This window comes from Paractinoplanes maris, from assembly GCF_023544465.1.
Lineage (GTDB): Bacteria > Actinomycetota > Actinomycetes > Mycobacteriales > Micromonosporaceae > Actinoplanes > Actinoplanes maris.
Window position 1 is genome coordinate 215,259 of the sequence record NZ_JALPVL010000017.1, and the last position, 22,967, is coordinate 238,225.

Sequence of the window (22,967 nt, forward strand, 5' to 3'; positions counted from 1 at the left end):
CTCCCTGTTCCCGTCGATGGGCGAATATCCGGTCTACGACGACGCGGTGTACGACGCCTTCTCCGTTCGCGACCCGCGGTTCCTCGCCTATCGAGAGGCGATCGCCGGGTCGGTGGCGGGCAAGGTCGTGCTCGACATCGGCACCGGGCGGGACGCGTTGTGGGCGGTCGAGGCCGCGCGGGCCGGGGCCCGTCACGTCTACGCCGTGGAACAGCAGCCGGATGCGGCGGCCCAGGCCCGGCTGGCGGTGGCGGGGCTCGCCGGCCGGGTGACGGTCGTCGAAGGGCTCTCGACCCGGGTCGAGCTGCCCACCCCGGCTCAGGTGTGCGTCTCGGAGATCGTCGGGAACATCGCTTCCGCCGAGGGCGCCGCCGCCGTGCTCACCGACGCGCGGCGGCGCCTGTGCACAGCTGACTGCGTCTGGATCCCGTTCCGCATCCAGACGTGGGCCGCGGCGGTCGAGCTTCCCGGCAGCGCCCGGGTCCTGGCCCGGGAGAGCCTTCCGTACGTGGACAAGGTCTTCGCCGCGGCCGGGGCGCCCTTCGATCTGCGGCTGTGCCTGGGCGGCCCGGGCGAGTCGTTGCGCGTTTCGTCGTCGGCGGTGGTCGAATCGCTCGTCTTCGACCACCGCCGACCACCACCCGAAGCGGAAGGGGTCACCACGGCCGGTCTCACCGTCGACGTCGCCTCCGCGCGGATGACCGGCCTGCTGCTGTGGACCCGGGTCGCCGTCACGCCGGCGGCCGGCCGGCCGGAGATCGACACGCTGACCGGCGGCACCCGCGGGTGGGCGCCGGTCTATGTCCCGCTCTCGCTGGCCGGTGTGCCGGTCCACGAGGGCGACCGGCTCACGGTCACCTTGGGCCGCTCCACCAGCGACGACGGCGTGCATCCCGACTATCACGTCGCCGTCGGAACGCCGGGCGCTGAGGAGCCGTTGACGTGGTCCGGCCCGCACCACGACGGTGGTTTCCGCCAGTCGCCGCTGCACCGCGAGCTGTTCCCCGCCTGATCACCTTTCCGCGCGCAGCGGGTCGGCCTTCACACAGCCACTGGCCGGGCTCCCGTCGGCTTGCGCGTCCATTGAGGTCGGTGGATGGTGGGCACATGTGGCCCACACCTGAGCCGGACTGCTGGTTGCATCCCGCGGTCGAGGTGCGCTCGTCGCCGATCGACGGTGCCGGCTTGTTCGCGCGGGCGCCGATCTCGGTGGGCGCGACCGTGTCTCGCCTGGGCGGCCGACTCGTATCGACCGGCGAGCTGGCCGGCCTGCTGGAAGGTTCCAGGGACTTCGTCGACACGATCACTGTGGGCGAGGACAGTCATCTGGTGCTGCCGTCCGCCCGCGACAACGGCAAGGGCAACCACAGCTGCGACCCGAACCTGTGGTGGGGCGCGCCGTACACACTGACCGCCCGCCGCGACGTCGCCGCCGGCGAGGAACTGACGAACGACTACGCCACCAGCACGGGCGTCGACGCTTTCACGATGCCGTGCCGCTGCGGCGCCCGCCGATGCCGCGGCCTGGTCACCGGCCACGACTGGCAACGCCTGGACCTGCAACAGCTGTACGGCGACCACTGGGTGCCGGCCCTGCTGACCCGCATCCACAACGCAACCTGACCACGTCCGGGACCGCCCCTGGCCAGTCAAGTACCGACCGGCCGCAGTCCGGCTACCGGCAGCGGCCCGGCCGACTACGGCGGCCTGACCGGCAGTAACTCCATTTGCCGGCTAAGGCTCTACTACCGTCCGCGGTTGCGTGGGTGGTTCCGGGCGACGCGTTCGTTGCCGTGGCGGTAGTTCCCGGTGAGCCGGGCCATCAGCTCCTGCGGATCGTCCTGCTCCACATCGACCAGGAACCGCGCGGCGGCCGACCCGCGAAGAACGCCGGCCGGACGCTCATGATGCAGCAGCTCGATGTCCCCGTTCTTCCGAACGCGGTACGTGAATCCCTCCGGTGCACCCGCCATTGCAGCATCGTGCGCTTGCGTCCGGCTCGCCGCGACCGATTTTCACCGCCACCACACTCACTCGATCACGGGCTGTCGAGCGAACGCCCATAGAACTCCGAAAACAACGCCCAAACGCTCATCACACTTCGAAGCGGTAGCCAAACGCTCATCACCAAGCGAGACAGCGCGCAGACGCTCACCGCCCCTCGCAGCGACGCCCGAGCGCACATCGGACCTGGCGAGCCGCGCGACGATCAGCGCGGCACGGTGTAGCGCTTCAGGGCTGCGTCCCAGCCCGGCAGGTCGGCGGCGGCACGCTCGGGTGGGCCCACATAGTCCGCCGACGGGCGGATGATTTTGGCCAGGCGTTTCTGCTCGAGGATGTGTGCACTCCAGCCGGCCGTTCGTGCACAAGTGAACATCGCGGCGAGCAGATCAACCGGGACCTCGGCGAAGTCCAAGACGATGGCGGCCCAGAACTCGACGTTGGTCTCGAGCACCCGATCCGGCTTGCGCTCGCGCAGCTCAGCCAGCGCGGCCTTCTCCAGCTCCAGGGCGACTTCGTAGCGGGGCGCGCCCAGTTCACGCGCGGCCTCCCTCAAGATCCGGGCGCGCGGATCCTCGGCCCGATAGATCGCGTGCCCGAAGCCCATCAGCCGCTGCCCGCTGTCGAGCACCTTCTTGACGTACGCCCGCGCGTCCCCACTCTGCTCGACGGCCGCGACCATGCCGAGCGCACGCGCCGGCGCCCCGCCGTGCAGGGGCCCCGAGATCGCACCGACCGCCGCCGAGAGGCACGCCCCGACGTCCGCGCCCGTGCTGGCAACGACGCGTGCCGTGAACGTCGACGCGTTCATGCCGTGCTCGGCCGCGCAGACCCAGTAGCGATCGATCGCCGCCACGTGCCGCGGGTCCGGCTCCCCCCGCCACCGGATCATGAACTGCGACGTCACATCCGGCGCTTCGGCTACGCGGCTGTCCGGCACCGGCGGCAGCCCGTCCCCGCGAGCCGAAGCCGCCACCACAGCCAGCATCGCGGCCGACGCCCGCGCGACGTCCAGCCGCGCCTCCGCGTCCGAGATGTCGATGAGCGGCCGCATCCGCAGCGCAGCCGCCGCGGCTTGGACGTCCACCCGCGCATCACCGGTCCGCACCGTCAACCTGCCGTCGTCTCTGAATGCGTCGTCGCCTCTGAATGCGTCCTCCGGCGGCAGCGGCGAGTCGAAGTTGCCGTCCGCGAGCAGGCCCCACACGTCGCCGAAGGAGACGGCTCCGGCCAGGGAGCGGATGTCGACGCCGCGGTAGCGCAGCGCGCCCCCGTCCCGGTCGGGCTCGGCAATCTCGGTGTCGAACGCGACGACACCGGCCAATCCTGGATTCACGTTCACCATGACTGCAGCGTGCGCATCGTTCATGTTGACGTCAACATTGATCCAGTCAACATGAGAGCATGTCCACATGAAGACGGATCCGCCGCGACTGAGCACCCGGGAGGTCGCCCACCTGCTCGGGGTCAAGCCGGCGACGGTCTATGCCTACGTGAGCCGCGGCCTGCTCGGCAGCCACCGCAACGCCGACGGGAAAGGCAGCCTTTTCGATCGGGCCGAAGTCGACGCGTTCTTGGCCGCCCGCAATCACACCACGACTCCGGGCATCCGGACCGGCATCACGCTCATCCAGGATGGCACCCTGCACTACCGCGGCCAGGACGCCGTCCAGCTCGCGCGGGTGGCCAGCTTCGAAGAGGTCGTGCTGTCCGAGGCGGTCATCGCTCCGCTTCCCCACACCGCCCGCCACACCGACCGCCTGCGCGTGATCGTCGCCGCGGCCGCAGCCGGCGACCCCCTGCGCTTCGACACGTCCCCGGCCGCGGTCATCGCCACCGGCCGCACCCTGCTGGGCACCATGGTCGCCGCACTACCACCCGCCCGGCGCGCCGGCCCCGCCCGAGCGAACAACACAACCGCCGGCGAACCCCTCACCACCCCCACCGCAAGCAACGCTGCCGCCGGCAAAGCGCTCACCACCCCCGCCGCGAACAACACTGCCGCCGGCAAACCCCTCACCGCCGCCACCGCGAACCACGCGACCGACGGCGACCCCCTCCCAGCACCCGATCACTACCCGGCCCCACCCCCACGCCTAGCTGAGCGGCTCTGGCCACGACTCACCACGCGACCCCCCACCCCCCAGGACATCAACCTGCTGGACGCCGCCCTGATCCTGCTCGCCGATCACGACATCGCCGCCTCCACGCTGGCCGCCAGGGTCGCCGCATCCACCCGCGCCCACCCCTACGCCGTGGTCGGCGCCGGCCTGGCCGCCCTGGACGGCCCGCTGCACGGCGCGGCCAGCGGCCTCGCCCACGACCTGCTGGCCGACGCCCTGACCCGGCCCGACCCGGTCGGCGCCATCGCCGGCACCGTGCGCCCCGGCGAGCCGGTCCCCGGCTTCGGGCACCGTCTCTACCCCGACGGCGATCCACGGGCGTCGGCGTTGCTCGACATGCTCGGCGACACCCGCGCCCGGGCCGCGGCCGACCGTGTCGCGCACGTCATGCGTACGCGATCGGGCCTCGAGCCCAATGTGGACCTGGCCCTCGCCGCGCTCGCGCTGGAGCACGACATGCCGGCCGACGCCAGCGAGACCATCTTCGCCATCGCCCGGACGGCCGGGTGGCTCGCGCACGCCCTCGAGGAATACGCCGACCGGCCGTCCCGATTCCGGCCCTCGGGCGAGTATTCGGGCCGCACGCCCGCCGGCGACGGACGGTAGGGTCCGGGAATGTCGTCCGATCCGAACAGCCTGTCCCTGCTCGAAGGGCTGCATTCCACGCCCGCTCGCCGTTATCTCTCGCCCGACCCGATCCCCGAGGACGTGATCCGGGCGATCCTCGACGCCGCCGTGCGCGGGCCCAGCGGTGGCAACACTCAGCGCTGGGCTTGGATCGTCGTGCGCGATCCGGAGGTCAAGCGGCAGATCGCCGAGTGGTATCGGGAGGGCTGGGAGACCAGCTACGGCTCCCGGCGCGAGCAGATCCTGAACTCCGACGACCCGGGCGGCATGAGCGCCGCCACCTTCCGGGCCGCCGACCACCTCGCGGGCCATCTCGAGGAGGCACCCGTCTGGATCTTCCCGGTGCTGATCGGGGCCGCGCGGTCCAGCAATCCGCGGCTGGGCTCCTCCATCTACGGCGCTGTGCAGCAACTGATGCTGGCCGCTCGGGCCTACGGCATCGGCTCGACCTTGACGACGCTCCACGCGGGGCACGAGGACGACGTACGCAAGCTGTTGAACCTGCCGGCCGATGCGCTCACGATGGCCCTGATCCCGCTCGGCTACCCGGCTCGCGGGCGGTGGGCGCAGCCGAAGCGGCGGCCGCTCGACGAGGTCGTCTTCCAGGAGCGGTACGAGGATCGGGGCTGAGCGGTGAATCCGTACGTCAAGAGTTTGACCTTCGACTGCCAGGACGCCTTGGTCGTGGCGCGTTTCTGGGCGGCCGCGCTCGGTGGTGAACTCGACGAGGACGGCACGCCGGCCAAGGCGTTCGTCGAGGCACCGGGCTGGGGCGGGCCGAACCTGTGGTTCCAGCGGGTTCCCGAGCCCAAGCAGGGCAAGCTGCGGCTGCACTTCGACCTGCGGGCGCCCGGCGGCGACATCCCGGCCGAGGTGGCGCGGCTGACCGCCCTCGGCGCGACGTTCGCCTGGGAAGCCGACGGCATCACCGTGCTGCGCGACCCGGAGGGCAACGAGTTCTGCGTCGAGGAGTAGCCCGGCGGCGACTCGTAAAGTGCGGCGGGGGCCGGCCGATAGCGGGGTATCGCACGACGACGCCCCGAGGAAGGAACCCGCCCCATGTCTCAGCGGACTCTGCCGGTCCGCGACGATCGGTGGCAGCCGACGGACCGGATCTACGAAAGCCTGATCGCCCGCGCGGTCGAGGGTTCCGAGGATTCCGAGGCCCGTGACGGCACCGCCGAGATGATGGCCGGCGCTTTCCTGCTCGTCGTGCTCTTCGTCATCGTGCTGAAGGGCGCCGGGTCGGTCGCCGTCGCGCTGGCCGTGACCGGGTTGCTCGGCGGGCTCGGGTTCCTCTATCTGGTCAGCGCGGCCCGACCGGCTCAGGGCGACCGCAGCCGGGCCCTCGAGGAGCTCGGCGGCCCCGGATTGCTCCCGGCCGGCTACCTGGTGCACCCCAAGGCGTGGCAGGCGGGACTGTCCGGCCACGTCGCCGGGGTCCCCGAGTCGCAACTGCTGGCCGCCGCCGAGCTGTGCAACATCTTCCCGGGTACGGTCGACGACCTCCTGCGGTTCGTCGGGAACGTCGCGATCCACGTGCCGGCCGGCCGCAACACGAGCGCCGACGACGTGCGCCGGCGGGCCCGGGAGCTGGTGCGGGTGGGCAAGCCGATCGTCGTCGACTACGCCAAGAGCGCCCCGAAGTTGCCCAGCCCACCGCCGGAGGGCAAGAAGAGCAAGTGACACAGCGAGACGCCCCGGGCCAGCGGCACCGGGGCGTCTTCGGTGTGAGCGGTCATGCGGCCAGGGCGGCGTAGCGGCCGCCGACATCGACCAGGTCGTCGTGCGTGCCGGCCTCCAGGATGCGGCCGTGGTCGACGACCGCGATCTGGTCGGCGTGGCGGACGGTCGACAAGCGGTGAGCGATCGTGACCGTCGTGCGGCCGACCGACAGCTCGTCGAACGCTTTCTGCACGGCTCGCTCGGTTTCGTTGTCCAGAGCGCTCGTCGCCTCGTCGAGCACCAGGATGCGCGGGTCGCGCAGAAGGGTGCGGGCGATGGCGATCCGCTGCTTCTCGCCGCCGGAGAACCGGTGCCCGCGCGAGCCGACCATCGTGTCGTAGCCGTCGGGCAGCGACGCGATGAGGTCGTGGATCTGCGCGGCGCGGGCCGCGGCCTCGATCTCGGTGTCGGTGGCGTCCGGCTTGGCGTACCGCAGGTTCTCCCGCACTGTCGTGTGCAGCAGGTAGGTCTCCTGCGACACCACGCCGACGATCGACGCCAGCGTCTCCAGCGACATGTCGCGCAAGTCGACGCCGTCGATCGTGATGCGCCCGGCACTCGGGTCGTAGAGGCGCGCGATCAGGGCGGCCAGGGTGCTCTTGCCGGAGCCGGTCTCGCCCACCAGGGCGAGCGACGACCCCGCGGGCACGTCGAGGGTCACTCCGGCGACGGCGGCGGCCGGGCTTCCCGCGTACGTGAAAGTGACGTCCTCGAAGCGCAGGTGCCCCCGCGGCGCGGCCACCGGCACGGGCCGGGCCGGCTCCTCGATGTCGACCGGCAGGTCGAGGTATTCGAAGATGCGCGCGAACAGCGCCAGCGAGCTGGTGACCGTGACGCCGACGTTCAGCAGCCCCATGAGCGGGCGGAACAGGCCGGTCTGCAGGGCCGTGAAGGCGACGAGCGTTCCGATGCTCATGCCGCCGGAGGTGACCGGCAGGCCCGCCGCCAGGTAGATGACCGCCGGGATGGCGGCGAAGACGATGCTCATCGAGGCCATCCGCCAGCGGCCGGCCAGCTCGGAGCGCAGCTCGAGGTCGATGAGCCGGCTCGACGAGTCGGTGAACCGGCCGACCTGGGCCGGGCCGGTGCCCATGGTCTTGCTCAGCTGGACGCCACCGATGGACAGGCCCTCCTCGATGATCACGTTGAGGTCGGCGAGCTCGCGCTGGCGCTGGGCGGTGATGGCTCGGCGCATGCTCGCGACCCGGCGGGTGAGCCAGATCGAGGGCGGCAGCACGAGCAGCGACACGAGCGAGAGCTGCCAGGAGAGGGCGGCCATGGCGACCGCGGTGGCGATGACCGTGGTCAGGTTCGAGGCGATCGACGTGGCGGTGGACGTGACGACCGATTCCATGCCGCCGATGTCGTTGGTGATGCGCGACTGCACCTCGCCGGTGCGCGTCCGGGTGAAGAAAGCGATCGATTGGCGCTGCAGGTGACGGAAGACGTCCGTCCGCAGCCGGTGCATGACGCGCTGGCCGATCTTGGTGGAGATCCAGGTCTGGACGACGCCGAGCGCGGCGGTGACGGCGGCCACGGCGACCATGCCGATGACGAGCCAGACGAGCAGTCGCACGTCCTGGTCGGGCAGCGCGGAGTCGATGACCTCGCGCAGCAGGAACGGGCTGGCCATGCCGACGATCGACGCGGCCACGATGGTGAGGATCACGACGGCCAGGGGGCCGCGGTGGTCGGTGAACAGGGAGCCGATGCGGCGCAGCGAGACGCTTTTAGCCTGCGCGATCTCGGCCGGGGTGAGCTTCTTCTTGCCGCCGCGGGTGCGGCCTTCAGTCGGGCTTTCCAAGAGCGGACCTTCTTCCGTACGGGATGTTCGCCCGATGCGCGTTCGTGAGCGCAACGAGCGAACCGACATGCTGAGGTTACCTCATCATGAGGGAACAACAGAAGTCCCTGGTACGGTATTCCGGTGGACGACGAGGGTCTGCTCGAGGCGTTCTTCGCGGTGTCCCGGCAGCTGCGGCACCGCACGCGGGAGGCGCTGGAGCCCTGGGCGCTGACGCCGTCACTGGGCCGCGCGATCAGCGTGCTGTCCCATCACGGCGACCTGCGGCCGAGTGCCCTGGCCGAGCATCTGCGGATCGCCCCGCGCTCGGCCACCGAGGTCGTCGACGACCTGCAGGACGCGGGTCTGGCCGAGCGCCATCCGGATCCGGCCGATCGCCGGGCCGTCCTGGTCACGCTGACCGACGAGGGCGTGCGGATCAGCCGCGACATCCGGGCCGCCCGGCAGGCCGCGGGTGAGCAGTTCTTCGCCAAGCTCTCGGCCGGCGACCGCGCCGAGCTCGGCCGCCTCCTGCGCCGGCTCCGCGAGGACGCCGACTGACCACCCGCCGCCGGGCGGGCTTTCCAGCATGTACCGCCGGGCGGGCTTTCCAGCATGTACCGCCGGGCGGGCTTTCCAGCATGTACCGCCGGGCGGGCTTTCCAGCATGTACCGCCGGGCGGGCTTTCCAGCATGTGCCGCCGGGCGGGCGGCGGTTCGGCGAGCGGCCCGGGCTACACGCGGCGGGCGTAGGCGGTCAGGCAGGCGGCCGAGCCGGTGGCGCAGAAGACGGCCACCAGCAGCGGCATCGGGACCTCGACGCCGACGATGCGGATGAGGACGGCCAGCATCAGCAGTGCGGCCAGGCAGACGCCGAGGGCGACGGCGGCGAGGTGCCCGAACGCCGAGCGGGCCGGGTTCGGCCGGCGCACGCCGCCGGCCGGGACGCGCAGGGACTCGGCGAACGCGTCGGCCACACGCACGAGCGAGTCGGCGTCCTGGATGTGGTGCTCGGCCGAGGACAGCCGGCGCAGCTCGGTCAGCGCGCGCGGGTGCCGGGGGTCCAGTCGCAGCGCGCGGGCATACACCTCGCGGGCGCTCAGCGGGCGACCGGCGGCGAACAACGCCATCCCGTACGCCACCTGCACGTCGGCGTCGTAGTGGGCGATCTCGGCCGCGGCGGCCAGCACCGACTCGGCCTCGGCGGTGCGACCGGCCGCCAGCAGCGCCCGTCCGTGCCGCTCGGCCGGGCGGGGGTTGCCGGGGTCCTCGTCGCTCGCGGCGGCCGCGGCGGTGATCGCCAGGTCGTGCCGGCCCAGCGCGGTGTAGGCGGCGCTGACCCAGTACAGCTCCTCGACACCGCGCGGGTTGAGCGTCAGCGCGGTCCGGGCGGCGTAGAGGGCGTCGGCGTAGGTACCGAGCGCCATGCGGGCACGAGCGAGCAGCAGCCAGGCCACGGCGTTCCCGGGCTCGGCGCCGACGACGGGGGTCAGCAGGGTCGCCGCTTGCCCGGCACGCCCGCTGGTCAGCAGGTCACCGGCACGGTCGAGAAGGTTTTCGGTACGCACGACCCTGTGATCGGAATCCACAGGCGCGGTTCGCGGTACGGGCCGGGTGCGTCTCGGTTGTGGAGAACGTGACGCAGCTCATCCACCGGGGCCTTCATGCCGGACGGTGGCGATGCCGATCGAGGACGGTTGCCAACGAGGAGCAGCGCCACCGCCCGGCGAGACCGGGTGGACGCGACGAAGCCCTCCCGGCACGGAGCCGATCCCCCGGCTCCGGAACGAAAGGAAACAAGCGATGAGCCCCCTGACCATCACCGAGACCCGCTGGGCCGCCCACACCAGCCTCGTGCACCTGTACGCCGACGTGCAGCGTCTGCGCTCCGACTTCGTCGCCGGCGCCGACAAGGAGGTGCTCGCGGTCGACCGCGCCGCCGTCCACGACAGCCGCCGGATCCTCAACAGCCACCGCGCCGCCCTGGTCGACGTCACCGTCTGACCGGCGCACCCGCTCTCATCAGCCCGGGCGGGCCTCGTCCACCGGGTCCACGGCTGTGGATCGGCTCGGTGTTCCGGTGCGCAGTTCCTGATGGCGTTCCGTGATCGCTTCGAGCATTCCGCTCATGAAACGCCGCACGGTCTGCAACTCGTCCTCGCTGAACTCGTCCATGACGGCGTGGCTGCGGACACCCAGGGGCCGGAAGAAGGCGACGGCGAGCTCCATGCCCGGCTCCGCGTAGCGCAGGTGCACAACCCGGCGGTCGGCGCTCTCCCGCGTCCGCATCAGGTGCCCGGCCCGCTCCAAGCGGTCGATGACCGCCGTGGTCGCGCCCGACGAGAGCCCCAGCGTCTCGCCCAGCCGTCCCGGTGTGAGCGGCGTCCCGCGCCGCTCCGCGTGCATCACCGCGATCAGCGCCTGCAGGTCGGTGAAGTGCAGCCCCTGCTGGCCGGCGAAGTCATGGGCCACCCGCTGGGCCTCGATGCTGTAAAGGCGCAGCAGGTCCACGACGTCCCGGCGAACATCATCCACGGCGTCAGTGTTGCAGACTTCGCCACCACGAGTAAGAATCTCGATAATCGAGATACTCAACCGTGGAGGGTTCATGCGACGCGCCTGGCTCACTCTCGTGATAGCGGTGCTGCTCGGCGGGGGCGTGCTCGCCTTCGCGGGCCCGCTCGAGACGACGAACGATCCCACCGCCTCGCTGCCCAGCGCGGCCGAGTCGACCCGGGTGGCCGAGCTCGAGCGCCGGCTGCCCTCCGGGCAGGTCAACCCGGCTCTGATCGTCTTCGCCAAGGGCGACGGCACCCCGCTCACGGCGGCCGAGCTCACCACGATCGAGACGTTCGGCACACCGATCGTCGCCCCGGGCAAGGACGCCGCGATCGTCTCCAAGCCCTACCCGGCCGGATATTCGGCTGAGCAGATCGTCGACGCCGTCGGCCAGCTGCGCGCGCAGGTGCGGGCCGAGGTGCCCCCGGGCATCACCGCGCAGGTCACCGGTGGCGCCGGCTTCACCGCCGACCTGGCCGACAGCTTCTCCGGCGCCAACACGCGGCTGCTCATCGTCACCGTCGTCGTGGTGGCCCTGCTGCTGCTGGTGACCTATCGCAGCCCGATCCTGTGGCTGGTCCCGCTGGCCGTCGTCGGCCTGGCCGACCGCCTGAGCGGTTCGGTCGTCGCGATCCTGTCCCGGCACACCGACCTGGCCATCGACGCGTCCACCAACGGCATCATCACGGTGCTCGTCTTCGGCGCCGGCACCAACTACGCACTGCTGATCATCTCGCGCTATCGGGAGGAACTGCACACGTACGAGGATCGGTTCGAGGCCATGCGGCAGGCGCTCAAGGGCGCCGGTCCGGCCGTGCTGGCCAGCTCAGGCACGGTCGTCCTCAGCCTCCTGACGCTGCTGCTGGCCAGCCTGGGCAAGAACCTCGCCCTCGGCGTGGCCGGAGCGGCCGGCATCGCCATCGCCGCGGTGTTCGCCCTGGTCGTTCTGCCACCCGCCCTCCTCGTCTGTGGCCGGAAGCTGTTCTGGCCGTTCATCCCGCACGTCGGCGAGGCCGGGGTGGGCGCCGAGAAGGGGCTGTGGGCCCGCATCGGCCGCGGCGTCTCGCGCCGGCCGGCGATCGTGGCCGTGGCCGCCGTGGTGGTGCTGGCCGCGCTGGGCAGTGGCCTGGTCGGCACCAAGCTGGGTTTCTCGCAGGCCGACCAGTTCCGCGTCGAGGCCGAGGCGGTCGACGGCCTCGAGACGGTCAGCCGCTACTTCCCGGCCGGGGCCACCGACCCGGCCACGATCATGACCACCCCCGACCGTTCCGAGGAGGTGCTCGCCCTGGTCAGCAAGACGCCCGGGGTCGCCTCGGCCCGGATCGGCGAGCGTACGGGCGATCTGGCGAGCATCAGCGCGGTGCTCACGGCCGCGCCCGACACGCCGGAGGCGTACGACACGGTGCGCGCCCTGCGCTCGAACGTGCACAGCGAGGACGCGCTCGTGGGCGGCAGCGTGGCCGCGAGCCTCGACGACCGGGACGCGGCCCGGCGCGACCTCACCGTCATCGTGCCGGCCGTGCTGATAGTGGTGCTGCTCGTTCTCATCGGGTTGTTGCGGGCCCTGGTGGCGCCGGTCCTGCTGCTGGTCACGGTGATCGCCAGTTTCGGGGCCGCGCTCGGTGCCGGCTCCTGGCTGTTCCGGCACGTCCTGGACTATCCGGCGCTCGACACCGGCGTACCGCTGCTGGCGTTCCTGTTCCTGGTGGCACTCGGTGTGGACTACAACATCTTCCTGGTCACCCGCGCGAAGGAGGAGACGCCCCGGCGCGGCACCCGGGACGGCATGGTGCACGCCCTCGCCGTCACCGGTGGCGTCATCACGAGCGCGGGCATCCTGCTGGCGGCCGTGTTCGGCGTGCTCGGTGTGCTGCCGGTCATCACGCTGACCCAGATCGGCGTCATCGTCGGCATCGGCGTGCTGCTGGACACGCTGCTCGTCCGCACGGTGCTGGTGCCCGCGCTGGCCACCATGTGCGGCGACCGCTTCTGGTGGCCGGGCCGGCCGGCGGCACTCCCCCGCCAGGAGACACCGGCCCCGGCCACCACCTGAGTCAGCTCGGGGAAGCGGGGACCGGTTCGGGCTCGATCGGGACGCCGGCGAACGGGATCGCCGACGTCCCGCCCGTGCCGGCTCCCGCGGGGTGCTGCCACACGCCGCGGCGCGACAGCTCGGGCAGGACGCCCTCGCCGAACCAGTACGCCTCCTCGAGGTGGGGATAGCCGCTGAGGATGAACTCGTCGATGCCCAGTGCCGCGTACTCCTGGATCCGGTCGGCGATCTCCTGATGGCTGCCGACCAGCGCGGTGCCGGCCCCGCCGCGCACCAGGCCGACGCCGGCCCACAGGTTCGGCGAGACGACCAGCCCGTCCCGGTTTCCGCCGTGCAGGTCGAGCATCCGCCGCTGCCCCTCGGACTCGCTGCGGTTCAGACCGGCCTGCACCGCGGCGATGTCCGCCTCGCTCACCCCGCGCAACAAACGCTCAGCTTCCGCCCACGCCGCGTCGGCCGTGTCCCGGGCGATCACGTGCAGCCGGATGCCGAACCGCATGTCCGGCTTGAGCGACCGGATCCAGTCGAGCTTCTTCGCCACCTGGGCCGGCGGCTCGCCCCAGGTCAGATAGACGTCGGCGTGCTCGGCGGCGACCGGCCCGGCCGCCTTCGACGAGCCGCCGAAGTAGATCGCCGGCGCCGGGTCGGGCAGCTTCGCGAGCCGCGCCTCCTCGACGCGCAGGTGCTCCCCGTCGAAAGTGACCGTCTCCCCGCGAAAGAGTGAGCGAACGATCGACAGGAACTCGCCCGTCCGCGCATAACGCGCGTCCTTGTCGAGGAAGTCGCCGTACTGCCGCTGCTCGTGCGACTCGCCGCCGGTGACGACGTTGAGCAGCAGCCGCCCACCGGAGAGCCGCTGGAACGTCGACGCCATCTGCGCGGCCAGCGTCGGCGAGATGACGCCGGGCCGGAAGGCCACCAGGAACTTGAGCCGCTCGGTCACCTCGGTCAGCATCGCCGTGGTGAGCCACGCGTCCTCGCACCACGCGCCGGTCGGGGTGAGCGCCCCGACGAAGCCGAGCTGCTCGGCGCTGCGCGCGATCTGGCCGAGGTAGCCGATGGTCAGCGGGCGCACACCGCCGGCCGATCCGACCGGCGTGCCGTGGCCGCCACCCACGATGTCGCGGCTGTCGCCGTTGGTGGGCAGAAACCAGTGAAAGTCCATGCCCGCACCCTACCTACATCTCCTATCAAGTGAATAGAGTGCACAGACATGGATGAGGTTGCCTACGACAAACTCCGCATGCGCCAGTGGCAGGACGGCCGGGCGTACGGCTTCTCCCGCCGTGACCTGCTGAAGCTCACCGCGGTGGCCGGCCTGGCCGGAGCCCTGACCGAGGCCGCGCCCGCGGCGGCGGCGGCCGGCCCGATCGTCAAGCCGCTGCCGCCCGACAAGTTCAAGGTGCTCGGCACGAACGCCGAGACGCTGTGGTCCTCGCTGGCCGGCGTGGGCTATCACGTGCCGATCGACCGCTTCTTCGTGCGCAACCACACCAGCACGCCGCTCATCGACAGCGCGTCCTGGAGCCTCGAAGTGTTCGGCGCCGGCCTGCGGGGCGGCCCCGTCTCATTCTCGCTGCGCGACCTCCAGCGCCTGCCGTCGGTCACCCGATCGGTCACCGTCGAGTGCGCCGGCAACGGCCGCAGCTACTTCACCTCGCAGCAGGGCCAAACCGTTTCCGGTACGGCGTGGGGGCTGGGCGCGGTCGGCGTGGCGCGCTGGCGGGGCGTACGGCTGTCGACCGTCCTGCGCCGGGCCGGGCTCAGCTCCCGGGCGGTCGACGTGCAGGCGTCCGGCCTCGACCCGAACTACGTCACCGGCGATGTCGACCTCGGCCCGGTCCGGCGCCCGCTACCCGTCGGCAAGGCTCTGGACGACGTCATCCTGGCCTACGAGATGAACGGCTCGCCGCTTCCGCCTGATCACGGAGCCCCCGTACGCCTGATCGTGCCGTCCTGGATCGGCATCGCGTCGATCAAGTGGGTCGGTCGCATCGAGGTCTCCGATGTGCCGCTGTTCTCACCCTGGAACACCCAGTTCTATCGCTTCTTCGGCCCCGGCTTCCCGGCCGAGGGACAGCCGTTCGACCGCCAATCGATCAAGAGCGCGTTCGAGCTCGATCCCGGCGCCGTCTTCACGGCGGGCTCGCGGGTCCGCCTGACCGGCCGGTCGTGGTCGGCCGGCGGACGCGTCAAACACGTCCAGGTGAGCACCGACGGTGGCGTCTCCTGGCGTCACGCGCAGCCGGTGGGCCCGTCGGTGGACAACGCGTGGCAGCGCTGGCAGCTCGACTGGCGCCCCACGGCCGGCGCGCACGTCCTCCAGGCCCGAGCCACCGACGTACGGGGCAACAGCCAGCCCGCGGAGGCGCGGTTCAACACCCTCGGCTACCTGTTCGACGCCGTCGTGAAGGTGCCGGTGACCGCCGTCTAGAGAGCCGTGCTGTGCCCGTTCGCACCCGGCGCGAACGTCAGGAACTCGAGATGTCGGGGTCTACGACGTGACCCTTGGCGCGGCTCCAATGCGCTTGAGTCCGGAGGGAGTGACGGCCCCGGCGAGCCTCCGGTGGGTGGCGTTCCGGAAGCTTGTCGGCGGCCCGTATCCCGGTCTCCAGCTGAATCCTGACCACGGGCACTGCCGCCACGATGATCGTGGAGAACGTCATGGTGACAAGGCACACGCCGGCTGCCATTCCCGCTATGTCGCCGTCAGGGGTGCCGGCGAACAGAACCCACGTCGCTGCGATCTCCCCGGTAGCGATCAGTACGAGGACCACGTAGGCGGTCAACAGGAGATTTCGCCGGAACAGCTGCACATCGCTGTCCACGAAGCTCTGGACCCACTGCTCGTACGCCTTCCAGTCCGGACCGTCTTTCTCGATCGCCTTGAACTGCCAGGAGAAAGTACGGCTGACGCGCTGGCGCCGACCGTTGAGCGGGTCCCGCAGAAGGACTCCGACCTCCACGGCGAACGCGATGAGCAGGGCGGGCAGGACTTGAGCGGTCGTCGAGAAGAAGGCTTCGGGCGGCACAGCGCGATCATTGCATCGCAAGTCATCGATGGGTAATCGACCACTGCCCGTGGCGCGCCGCTCTCCCGCCGCAATCGGCGGGAGAGCGGCGGCAGAGCCGCGTGGGGTCAGACGGTGGGGACGCCGACCGGGACGTCACCGCGCAGGGTGATGCGGTGCATGACCCGGCGGTTGTCGCCGTAGTCGCGGTTGGCGTAGTGGGACGTGCTGCGGTTGTCCCACATGGCCACGTCGCCGGGGCGCCAGCGGTGGCGGACGATGTGCTCGGGCTTGGTCAGGTGCGCGTAGAGCAGGTCCAGGATCGCCCGGCTCTCGAACTCGGAGACACCGACGATGTGTGACGTGAAGCCGGGGTTGACGAAAATGCCCCGCCGGCCCGTCTCGGGGTGCACGCGGATCACCGGGTGCTCGATCGGCTCGAGCTTGGTGACGACCTCGCCGTCCCACTCGTTGCCCTGCCCGTTACGCCGCTGGGCCAGGTAGTACCCGAACTCGCGGTTCCCGTCGTGGACGGCGGTCAGCTGCTCGGCGAGGCGCTTCACGGGCTCGGAGAGCGAGTCGAAAGCAAGCTGCCCATCGGCCCAGTTCGTGTCACCGCCGGTCGGCGGCAGCGTGACCGCCCGCAGGATCGAGCCGAGCGGAGGGCGCCGCATGAACGTGACGTCGGTGTGCCACACGTCGGCGAAGCCGTTGTCGGTGCTGTCCAGGGCGTACACCTCGGGGTGTTCCGCGTCCACGCCGCCGACGACCGGATGCGAGGCGGTGAGCTCGCCGATGCGCCGGCCCAGCGCGACCTGCCCGTCGTCGTCGAGCGTCTGATCGCGGAAGAACAGCACCTTGCGCTCCACCAGCGCGGCCCGGAGGTCGGCCACGTCGGCGTCGGACACCTTGGACAGGTCGATCCCGTGGACGATCGCCCCGAAGTGCGGCGACAACTGATCGAAGATCATGCGGATACCTCCGAGGACGAACGGTCACGGACGGCGGCGCCGATCTCGGCGCGCAGGGCGGCGAACTCCGGCCGGCCCCGCAGCTCGTCCGGGGCGAGCCCGGTGCGCGGCAGACCGATCGGCAGGTCGAGGGCGATCCGGCCGGGGCGCGGCGTGAGCACCACGACCCGGCTTCCGAGGAAGACCGCCTCATCGACGGAGTGAGTCACAAATACGCAGGTTCGGTTGGACGAGGCGCTCACCCGCCGCAGATCCTCCTGCAGACGTTCCCGGGTGAGCGCGTCGAGGGCAGCGAAGGGCTCGTCGAGCAGCAGCAGCGGGTTCTCCACCGCCAGAGCGCGCGCGATCGCCACGCGTTGCTGCTGTCCCCCGCTGATCTGCCAGGTGCGCCGGCGGGCGACATCGCGCAGACCGACCCGTTCGAGCAGTTCGTCGACGCGCTCCGGGGTAGCGGGCAACCCGGCGTACTTGAGCGCGAGCGCGACGTTCCCGCCGACGCTGCGCCAGGGGAACAGCCGCGGCTGCTGGAACACCAGCCCCGCGCCGCGTCCCGGCACGGGTGGCTCGCCGGCCGCCCGTACGCTGCCGAACGTCGGCTCCTCGAAACCCGCGATCAGCCGCAGCAGCGTGCTCTTGCCACACCCGGAGGCGCCCACCAGGACGAGGAACTCGCCGGCCGGCACGGTCAGATCGATCGGCCCCACCGCGGTGACGTCCCCGTAGCGGTGCTCGACGTCGGTCAGTCGGATGGCGGCGCGGGCGGGGTCAGCCGAGGACACTGGGCAGGCCCTTCACGTAGACGGCGTTCTGGACGTCGGCGAGGGCGGGCACCGCGTCGATCTTCTGCTGGCCCTTGAGGAACTCGGCCGCGCTGACCAGGTTGACGGCGAGCTGACCGACCTTGCCCTCGGTGCCCAGCCACTCGTCGGTGGCCAGGTCGGCCGGCTTGAGGAAGACGCCCTGGGAGAGCTGCTCCTGCGCCTCGGCCGGGCTGAGATTGAGCTCGGCGCCGACCGCCTTGGACGCGGCGGCCGGGTCGGCGGCGATGATGTCGAGTGCCTGCGCCTCGACCTTGCGCCACGCGTCCACCGCCTCGGGATGCGCGTCGATGAAGGCCGTGGACACGACACCGAGGTCGAGCGTCGGCTTGCCCGCCGTGGCCAGCTGCCGGCTCGAGATGAGCACCTTGCCGGTCTTCTTGATCTCGGCGAGCGACGGCAGCCAGGTGTAGGCCGCGTCGAGGTCCCCGCGCGTCCAGGCGGCCTGGATGTCCTGCGGCTCCAGGTCGACGATGCTGACCTCGTTCTCCTTGACGCCGGCCTGGTCGAGCGCCGCGAGGAGGCTGTAGTGCGCCGTCGAGGCGAACGGCGTGGCCACCTTCTTGCCCTTCAGCGACGCCACGTCGGTCACGCCGCTGCCGTTGCGGGCGACCAGCGCTTCGTTGTCGCCGGCCACGTCCAGAACGAACGCGACCTTGTACGGGATGTTCAGGGGTGCGGACAAGCCACGCGCGACCGGGCTGGAGCCGATGGCCGCGATGTCCACCGCCTTGGCCACGAACGCCGTGTTGATGCTGGCCCCGGAGTCGAACTTGGTCCAGGTGATCCGGTAGTCGGGCAGCGCCTTCTCCAGCAGCCCCTGGTTCTTGACGATCAGGTCCCCGCTCGGGAAGGCCTGATACGCGATCCGGATCGTCTTCTTCTCGCCGTCCGCACCACCGGCTCCACCGGCGGCGCCGTTCCCGCAAGCGGCGGCACCGGCGACCAGAGCGAGGGCGGCGAAACCGGCAAGCCCGGCACGAAGCTTCTTCACTGTGAATGACTCTCTTCCGAAATGGTGTTCGTATCCGCATGGTGGGCGGAGGTGGTCAGAGGCGGCCGCGCCACGGGATCAGGCGGTTCTCGGCCGTGCGGAGCAGGGCGTCGATCAGCAGGCCGGAAAGCCCGATGGCGAACAGGCCGAGCACGACGACGTCGGTCTGGGAGTAGCGCTGGGCGTCGCGCACCATGCCGCCGATGCCGGGCACACCGTTGATGGTCTCGGCGGCCACCACCGAGCTGTACGCGATGCCGACGGCCAGCCGGATGCCGGTGAAGATCTCGGGCAGCGCGTGCGGCAGCGTCACGTCCCGGATCACCGCCCACCGGCCGGCGCCCAGCGCCCGGGCCGCTTCGACCAGCCCGGTCGGCGCCCCCTGCACGGCCGCCGCGGTCGCCACCGCCACCGGCGGCAGGGCCGCGATCGACAGCAGCCACAACTTCGGCGTCTCGTCGATGCCGAACCAGATGATGAACAGGCTGAAGTAGGCGAGCGGGGGCAACGCCCGGACGAACGTGACCACCGGCTCGGTGACCACGCGCAGCCAGCCGACGACACCCATCAGCACACCGAGCACCAGTCCGCCGGCGACACCGATCGCCGACCCGATGAGGATGCGGCGCAGACTCACCCCGAGGTGCTCGATGAGCAGATGCCCGCTGTAGCCCCGGACCCCGTCGTGCACGGTCGAGGTCTGGATCAGCTGATGCCAGACCGCCCCCGGCGACGGGATGAACGTCGGGTTGCGCGTGGTGCGGGCGGCCAGCTCCCACAGTCCATAGAGGATGACGAGCGCCAGCAACCGCAATGCCACCCGGCGCCGCCGGCCACCCTGGGGCGCGAGGGGCGATCGCCGGGGCAGGGCGGGTTCGGTCGATACGACAGGGGGCGCGGACAACGAGGTGGTCACCGCCAATTCCTACCTTGCCTATCGGCTTTTAGGCAAGGCCCTGTCCCGCCAGCTGGACCGCCAGCCGCTGAGCACATGCCGAAGGCCCCGTCCGCATGGACGGGGCCTTCGCATCACCGACGTCAGACGGGCACGTTCACCAGGGGCGCGCCGCCGAACGTCTCGACCTGCACCGATGCCACGTCATCGGGCGCCACCAGGGCCGAGCCGTCGACCGAGCCGCCCTCGGCCGCCGCCTTCTCCGAGACGACCCAGCTGCCGGCCTCCCGGCGGCTCCCGTCCGCGGCGATCACGTAGAGCCGGCACTGCTGCCCGGCCGCGACCCCGCTGACCTCGGCGTGCACCCGCACCCACCCGGCGGCCGGAATCACCGTCGCCGTCATCGTCGCCCCGGTCGAGGCGTTCGTCGCGGTCGCCGTACGCGTACCCGAAGGCAAAGCCGCCGTCGGGCCGGCGGCCGCGGTGGGCCGGGCGTCGGGCGCGGTCTGCCGGCCCAGCACAGCCCCACCGCCCAGCACGGCCACCGCGACCACCGCCGCCGCGGCCAGCCACACCGCCCGCCGCTGCCGGTCACCGCGTGTCCGCTCCCCGCGCACCTGCTTCAACGTGCGCTGCAGCAACAACTCGCCACCCTCGGGCGGCCCGTCGATCAGAGCCTCGGGCGGCAGCTCCCCCAGAGCCGCCTCCATCTCGCGCAGCTCGTCGACGTCGTCGCGGCACTTCGCGCACCCGTCCAGGTGGCTCTGCACCGTGTCCCGCTCGCCGCCGTCGAGCACGCCGAGCACGTACGCCCCGAGCAGTTCCGTCTCGTGAGTGCTCATGCCGCCCCCTCCACCACGACCGGCTGCTCCGCGATGGCTTCCCGCAATCGTCTCAGCGCGTAATAGCTGCGCGACTTGATCGTCCCGGCCGGCACCCCGAGCGACTCCGCCGCTTCGTCGACCGAGCGCCCCTGGAAATAGATCGCCTTGAGCACCTGCTGATGCTCCTCCGACAGCTTCTCCATCGCCTCGAGCACCACCATCGAGTCGACCACCTGATCGGCGTGGTCCCTCTCGACCGGTGTGCTGCTCACCGTCTCGGCCACCTCGGCCGGCCGGGCCTGCCGCGCCCGGTGCCGGTCGATCGCGATGTTCCGGGTGATCGTGAACAGGAAACCGCGTACGGATCCCTTGTCCTCGGTCAGCCGCTCGGGGTTCCGCCAGGCCTTGATCAGGGTCTCCTGCACCACGTCCTCGCCCAGAGCCCGATCGCCCATCAACCGGGTCGCGTACGCCAGAAGGGCCCCGCCGTGCTCGTTGTACAGCTGGCGGACCAGCACCTCATCGGCGCTGAGATCCCGCTTTCGCGACCACGAAACCATTCCCGTCCTCTCCGCCGTGTGTGGCGATCATGCCCAGAGGCGGTTGCACCAGGGCAATCATTCATTCGGGTATCAACCCACCCGCAAAATGGTGATCGTGTCGTCGTCGCCGTTCGAGACGTACGCGTACCGGCCGTCCGGCGCCACCGCGATGACCCGCGGGCTGCGGCCGACCGGGACCGTCGCCGTGACCCGCCCGCTGCCCGGGTCGACGACCGACACCGAGTTGCTGCCCTCGTTCACCGCGTAGGCGTGCCCGCTGTCCGTGGCAAAGGCCGCCGCCTGCGGTTTCGTGCCGACCGGGAACGGGCCGCGGCGTTCGAGCGTCACCGCGTCGATCACGTCCACGGCGTTCGCCTCGAAACAGGCGACCACGACCGTACGCCCATCGGGTGACACCGCGAGGCTGTGCGGCGCCTTGCTCACCGGGATCGAGCGCAGGCGCTTGTCGTTGCGCATGTCGATGACCGACACGGTGCTCGACTCGTGGTCGGGTGTGAAGGCTCGCTGCCCGTCCGTGTCGAAGGCGACCGCGTGCGGGTTCTCGGGCACGAACACCCGCCCACCGAGCTTGCTCGGGTCGGACACCGTCCAGATCTCGACGTTGCGCCCACCGTGGATCGGCACCCACAGCCGCCCGCCCGGATCAACGGCCAGCGCGTACGGCTGCACCCCGGTCCGCAGATTCTCGAGCACCTTCAGGCTCTGCGCGTCGACGACCGCCACACCGCTGCCGCTCAGGTCGTCCTCATACATCGAGACGAAGACCCGCCGGCCGTCCCGCGAGACGGTCACGAACCGCGGCGTGTTGCGCAGCGTCACCGACCGGACGTCACGGGACGCGAGGTCGACCACCGACAGCACGCGCGAGCTCTGGTTGGCGACGTAGAGCGTGCGGCTGTCCGGTGAGACCACCACACCCTCCGGCTCGTCGCCGACCCTGATCGCGCCCTCGACCGTCGGCTTGTCCACGCTGACCAGCCGCGGGGCGACCGATGGCCGGCCGGTCGACGGCTGCGGGGACGGTGCCGACGAGGGCGCGGCCACCGTCGGCGTCTCCGGCTCGCCGGTGAGCGTCACCGCGGCCGCGATGCCGGTCCCGGCGAGCAGCACGAGCGCGGCCGCGGCGGCGATCACCACACCCCGGATGCGCCGAGCCGGCAGCGGCCGGGAGGGCCTGGTCAACGGCGACCGCAGGCTGCCGAGCCGGTTGAGCGCGTCCTGGCGGCCGTCGGTGGGCGGTCCGAACCCGATGTGGCCGGTGACCGGCAGATCGGCCGCGCCGGCCGGACCGTCCAGCGAGACCCGGCCCGACAACGGCCCGGAACCGGGCAGCCAGGCGACCTGCAGATGATCACCGGCGATGCGGGCCCGCAGCCCGGGCCCGGTGACCTTGAGCCGCGAGCTCAGGGCGACCGGGGAGCCCAGGATCGCGACGGTGGCGAGCAGGCGCGGGGTGCCCGGCGCGACCGGTCCGAAGTCGATCCGCGGCGGGTCCAGCGCGATCGAGGTCGCGGCCAGCGCTTCCTCGGCCGCGGTGGACAGCTGCCGGCTGTCGTCGCCGACCAGCCGGACGAGAACCGCCCGGGCCGCCACGGCGGCCTCGTGATCAGTGCCGGCAGCCAGCTCGCGCAGCTCACCGACGGCGGTCAGCCGGGTGTCGAGGTCGGCGGCGTCGAGCCGCTCCCCGAGTCCGGGAGGCAAATTGTCCGAAGTCATGTGTTCACCGCGCCCCATCATGCGGTGGACGGCGGATCGGCGAAACCCCCCGGTCAGTCGACCGGGTTAGGCCGAAGCTCCAGGACCGGAGCGAGATGCCCGGCCGGGAGCGCCGGAGCCTGCTCCGCGCCCAGTTCCTGGCGGAGGCGTCTCGCCGTGCGCCGCCACTGCAGATCGTCGTCGTCGGCCGGGCCCTCGATGAAGGCCTCGGGTGGCAGCGCGGCGAGCGCGGCCAGCAATCGCCCGTCATCCCACATGTGAGGTGGTACGGGCATCGGGACCCTCCCGGTTCAATGGTGTGCTG

The 22,967-nt window shown here is 71.4% G+C and carries 25 protein-coding genes; 10 read left to right on the forward strand and 15 right to left on the reverse strand.

The genetic code is table 11. The features are described 5' to 3' along the window. Nucleotides 1-16: 16 nt before the first annotated feature. A complete protein-coding gene (locus NAG42_RS40450) occupies nucleotides 17-1,012 on the forward strand; it encodes an SAM-dependent methyltransferase (protein WP_250037812.1) in 996 nt (331 codons plus the stop codon). 95 nt (nucleotides 1,013-1,107) lie between these two features. After that, a complete protein-coding gene (locus NAG42_RS40455; protein WP_250037813.1) occupies nucleotides 1,108-1,623 on the forward strand; it encodes an SET domain-containing protein in 516 nt (171 codons plus the stop codon). Between the two features lie 122 nt (nucleotides 1,624-1,745). Here the strand turns inward: NAG42_RS40455 and NAG42_RS40460 are convergent, their stop codons facing one another. Further along, nucleotides 1,746-1,973 carry a hypothetical protein gene (locus NAG42_RS40460; RefSeq protein WP_250037814.1) on the reverse strand — a complete coding sequence of 76 codons (228 nt, stop codon included), beginning with the start codon at nucleotides 1,971-1,973 and terminating at the stop codon, nucleotides 1,746-1,748. Nucleotides 1,974-2,209: 236 nt separating this feature from the next. Continuing rightward, nucleotides 2,210-3,346, reverse strand: coding sequence for a citrate synthase 2 (locus tag NAG42_RS40465; protein WP_250037815.1), 1,137 nt, complete (start codon nucleotides 3,344-3,346; stop codon nucleotides 2,210-2,212). 67 nt (nucleotides 3,347-3,413) lie between these two features. Here NAG42_RS40465 and NAG42_RS40470 point away from each other — a divergent pair, with 67 nt between their 5' ends. The 4 genes from NAG42_RS40470 to NAG42_RS40485 all read left to right on the forward strand — a co-directional run bounded on the left by NAG42_RS40470 (nucleotide 3,414) and on the right by NAG42_RS40485 (nucleotide 6,437). Then, nucleotides 3,414-4,730: a citrate/2-methylcitrate synthase gene (locus NAG42_RS40470; RefSeq protein WP_250037816.1), complete on the forward strand. Its 1,317-nt coding sequence runs from the start codon at nucleotides 3,414-3,416 to the stop codon at nucleotides 4,728-4,730. 9 nt (nucleotides 4,731-4,739) lie between these two features. Continuing rightward, nucleotides 4,740-5,381 carry a nitroreductase family protein gene (locus NAG42_RS40475; RefSeq protein ID WP_250037817.1) on the forward strand — a complete coding sequence of 214 codons (642 nt, stop codon included), beginning with the start codon at nucleotides 4,740-4,742 and terminating at the stop codon, nucleotides 5,379-5,381. Nucleotides 5,382-5,384: 3 nt separating this feature from the next. Then, on the forward strand, nucleotides 5,385-5,726 hold the full coding sequence (locus NAG42_RS40480) for a VOC family protein (RefSeq protein ID WP_250037818.1): 342 nt from the start codon (nucleotides 5,385-5,387) through the stop codon (nucleotides 5,724-5,726). 84 nt (nucleotides 5,727-5,810) lie between these two features. After that, on the forward strand, nucleotides 5,811-6,437 hold the full coding sequence (locus NAG42_RS40485; RefSeq protein WP_250037819.1) for a hypothetical protein: 627 nt from the start codon (nucleotides 5,811-5,813) through the stop codon (nucleotides 6,435-6,437). A gap of 52 nt (nucleotides 6,438-6,489) precedes the next feature. On the opposite strand, the gene NAG42_RS40490 is transcribed toward NAG42_RS40485, so the two are convergent. Beyond that, nucleotides 6,490-8,280 carry an ABC transporter ATP-binding protein gene (locus tag NAG42_RS40490; protein ID WP_284046567.1) on the reverse strand — a complete coding sequence of 597 codons (1,791 nt, stop codon included), beginning with the start codon at nucleotides 8,278-8,280 and terminating at the stop codon, nucleotides 6,490-6,492. A gap of 123 nt (nucleotides 8,281-8,403) precedes the next feature. Here NAG42_RS40490 and NAG42_RS40495 point away from each other — a divergent pair, with 123 nt between their 5' ends. After that, entirely contained in the window at nucleotides 8,404-8,820 is a 417-nt protein-coding gene (locus NAG42_RS40495; protein WP_250037820.1) for a MarR family winged helix-turn-helix transcriptional regulator, read from the forward strand. 173 nt (nucleotides 8,821-8,993) lie between these two features. Here NAG42_RS40495 and NAG42_RS45235 read toward each other — a convergent pair whose 3' ends face one another. Continuing rightward, on the reverse strand, nucleotides 8,994-9,827 hold the full coding sequence (locus NAG42_RS45235) for a tetratricopeptide repeat protein (RefSeq protein WP_250037821.1): 834 nt from the start codon (nucleotides 9,825-9,827) through the stop codon (nucleotides 8,994-8,996). A 235-nt stretch (nucleotides 9,828-10,062) separates the two neighbouring features. Here NAG42_RS45235 and NAG42_RS40505 point away from each other — a divergent pair, with 235 nt between their 5' ends. Beyond that, nucleotides 10,063-10,263 carry a hypothetical protein gene (locus NAG42_RS40505; protein WP_250037822.1) on the forward strand — a complete coding sequence of 67 codons (201 nt, stop codon included), beginning with the start codon at nucleotides 10,063-10,065 and terminating at the stop codon, nucleotides 10,261-10,263. An 18-nt stretch (nucleotides 10,264-10,281) separates the two neighbouring features. Here the strand turns inward: NAG42_RS40505 and NAG42_RS40510 are convergent, their stop codons facing one another. After that, nucleotides 10,282-10,794, reverse strand: coding sequence for a MarR family winged helix-turn-helix transcriptional regulator (locus NAG42_RS40510; RefSeq protein WP_250037823.1), 513 nt, complete (start codon nucleotides 10,792-10,794; stop codon nucleotides 10,282-10,284). 73 nt (nucleotides 10,795-10,867) lie between these two features. On the opposite strand from NAG42_RS40510, the gene NAG42_RS40515 reads away from it, so the two are divergent. Beyond that, nucleotides 10,868-12,871, forward strand: a complete 2,004-nt coding sequence (locus NAG42_RS40515) for an MMPL family transporter (RefSeq protein WP_250037824.1) — start codon at nucleotides 10,868-10,870, stop codon at nucleotides 12,869-12,871. Nucleotide 12,872: 1 nt separating this feature from the next. Here the strand turns inward: NAG42_RS40515 and NAG42_RS40520 are convergent, their stop codons facing one another. Continuing rightward, nucleotides 12,873-14,036 carry an LLM class flavin-dependent oxidoreductase gene (locus NAG42_RS40520; RefSeq protein ID WP_250037825.1) on the reverse strand — a complete coding sequence of 388 codons (1,164 nt, stop codon included), beginning with the start codon at nucleotides 14,034-14,036 and terminating at the stop codon, nucleotides 12,873-12,875. A 48-nt stretch (nucleotides 14,037-14,084) separates the two neighbouring features. On the opposite strand from NAG42_RS40520, the gene NAG42_RS40525 reads away from it, so the two are divergent. Continuing rightward, nucleotides 14,085-15,305, forward strand: coding sequence for a sulfite oxidase (locus NAG42_RS40525; protein WP_250037826.1), 1,221 nt, complete (start codon nucleotides 14,085-14,087; stop codon nucleotides 15,303-15,305). 37 nt (nucleotides 15,306-15,342) lie between these two features. Here the strand turns inward: NAG42_RS40525 and NAG42_RS40530 are convergent, their stop codons facing one another. The 9 genes from NAG42_RS40530 to NAG42_RS40570 all read right to left on the reverse strand — a co-directional run bounded on the left by NAG42_RS40530 (nucleotide 15,343) and on the right by NAG42_RS40570 (nucleotide 22,938). After that, entirely contained in the window at nucleotides 15,343-15,903 is a 561-nt protein-coding gene (locus tag NAG42_RS40530; RefSeq protein WP_250037827.1) for a hypothetical protein, read from the reverse strand. 107 nt (nucleotides 15,904-16,010) lie between these two features. Beyond that, a complete protein-coding gene (locus NAG42_RS40535; RefSeq protein ID WP_250037828.1) occupies nucleotides 16,011-16,853 on the reverse strand; it encodes a TauD/TfdA dioxygenase family protein in 843 nt (280 codons plus the stop codon). Continuing rightward, on the reverse strand, nucleotides 16,850-17,632 hold the full coding sequence (locus tag NAG42_RS40540) for an ABC transporter ATP-binding protein (protein ID WP_250037829.1): 783 nt from the start codon (nucleotides 17,630-17,632) through the stop codon (nucleotides 16,850-16,852). Before NAG42_RS40540 ends, NAG42_RS40535 begins: the two co-directional genes overlap by 4 nt. Next, nucleotides 17,619-18,665 carry a taurine ABC transporter substrate-binding protein gene (locus tag NAG42_RS40545; protein WP_250037830.1) on the reverse strand — a complete coding sequence of 349 codons (1,047 nt, stop codon included), beginning with the start codon at nucleotides 18,663-18,665 and terminating at the stop codon, nucleotides 17,619-17,621. The genes NAG42_RS40540 and NAG42_RS40545 overlap by 14 nt, the downstream gene beginning before the upstream one ends. A gap of 55 nt (nucleotides 18,666-18,720) precedes the next feature. Further along, a complete protein-coding gene (locus NAG42_RS40550; RefSeq protein WP_250037831.1) occupies nucleotides 18,721-19,485 on the reverse strand; it encodes an ABC transporter permease in 765 nt (254 codons plus the stop codon). A 218-nt stretch (nucleotides 19,486-19,703) separates the two neighbouring features. Next, nucleotides 19,704-20,402, reverse strand: coding sequence for an anti-sigma factor family protein (locus NAG42_RS40555; RefSeq protein WP_250037832.1), 699 nt, complete (start codon nucleotides 20,400-20,402; stop codon nucleotides 19,704-19,706). Then, a complete protein-coding gene (locus NAG42_RS40560; RefSeq protein ID WP_250037833.1) occupies nucleotides 20,399-20,944 on the reverse strand; it encodes a sigma-70 family RNA polymerase sigma factor in 546 nt (181 codons plus the stop codon). Before NAG42_RS40560 ends, NAG42_RS40555 begins: the two co-directional genes overlap by 4 nt. Before the next feature lie 72 nt (nucleotides 20,945-21,016). After that, a complete protein-coding gene (locus NAG42_RS40565) occupies nucleotides 21,017-22,663 on the reverse strand; it encodes a beta-propeller fold lactonase family protein (RefSeq protein ID WP_250037834.1) in 1,647 nt (548 codons plus the stop codon). 53 nt (nucleotides 22,664-22,716) lie between these two features. Further along, nucleotides 22,717-22,938 carry a hypothetical protein gene (locus tag NAG42_RS40570; protein ID WP_250037835.1) on the reverse strand — a complete coding sequence of 74 codons (222 nt, stop codon included), beginning with the start codon at nucleotides 22,936-22,938 and terminating at the stop codon, nucleotides 22,717-22,719. Nucleotides 22,939-22,967 lie beyond the last annotated feature (29 nt).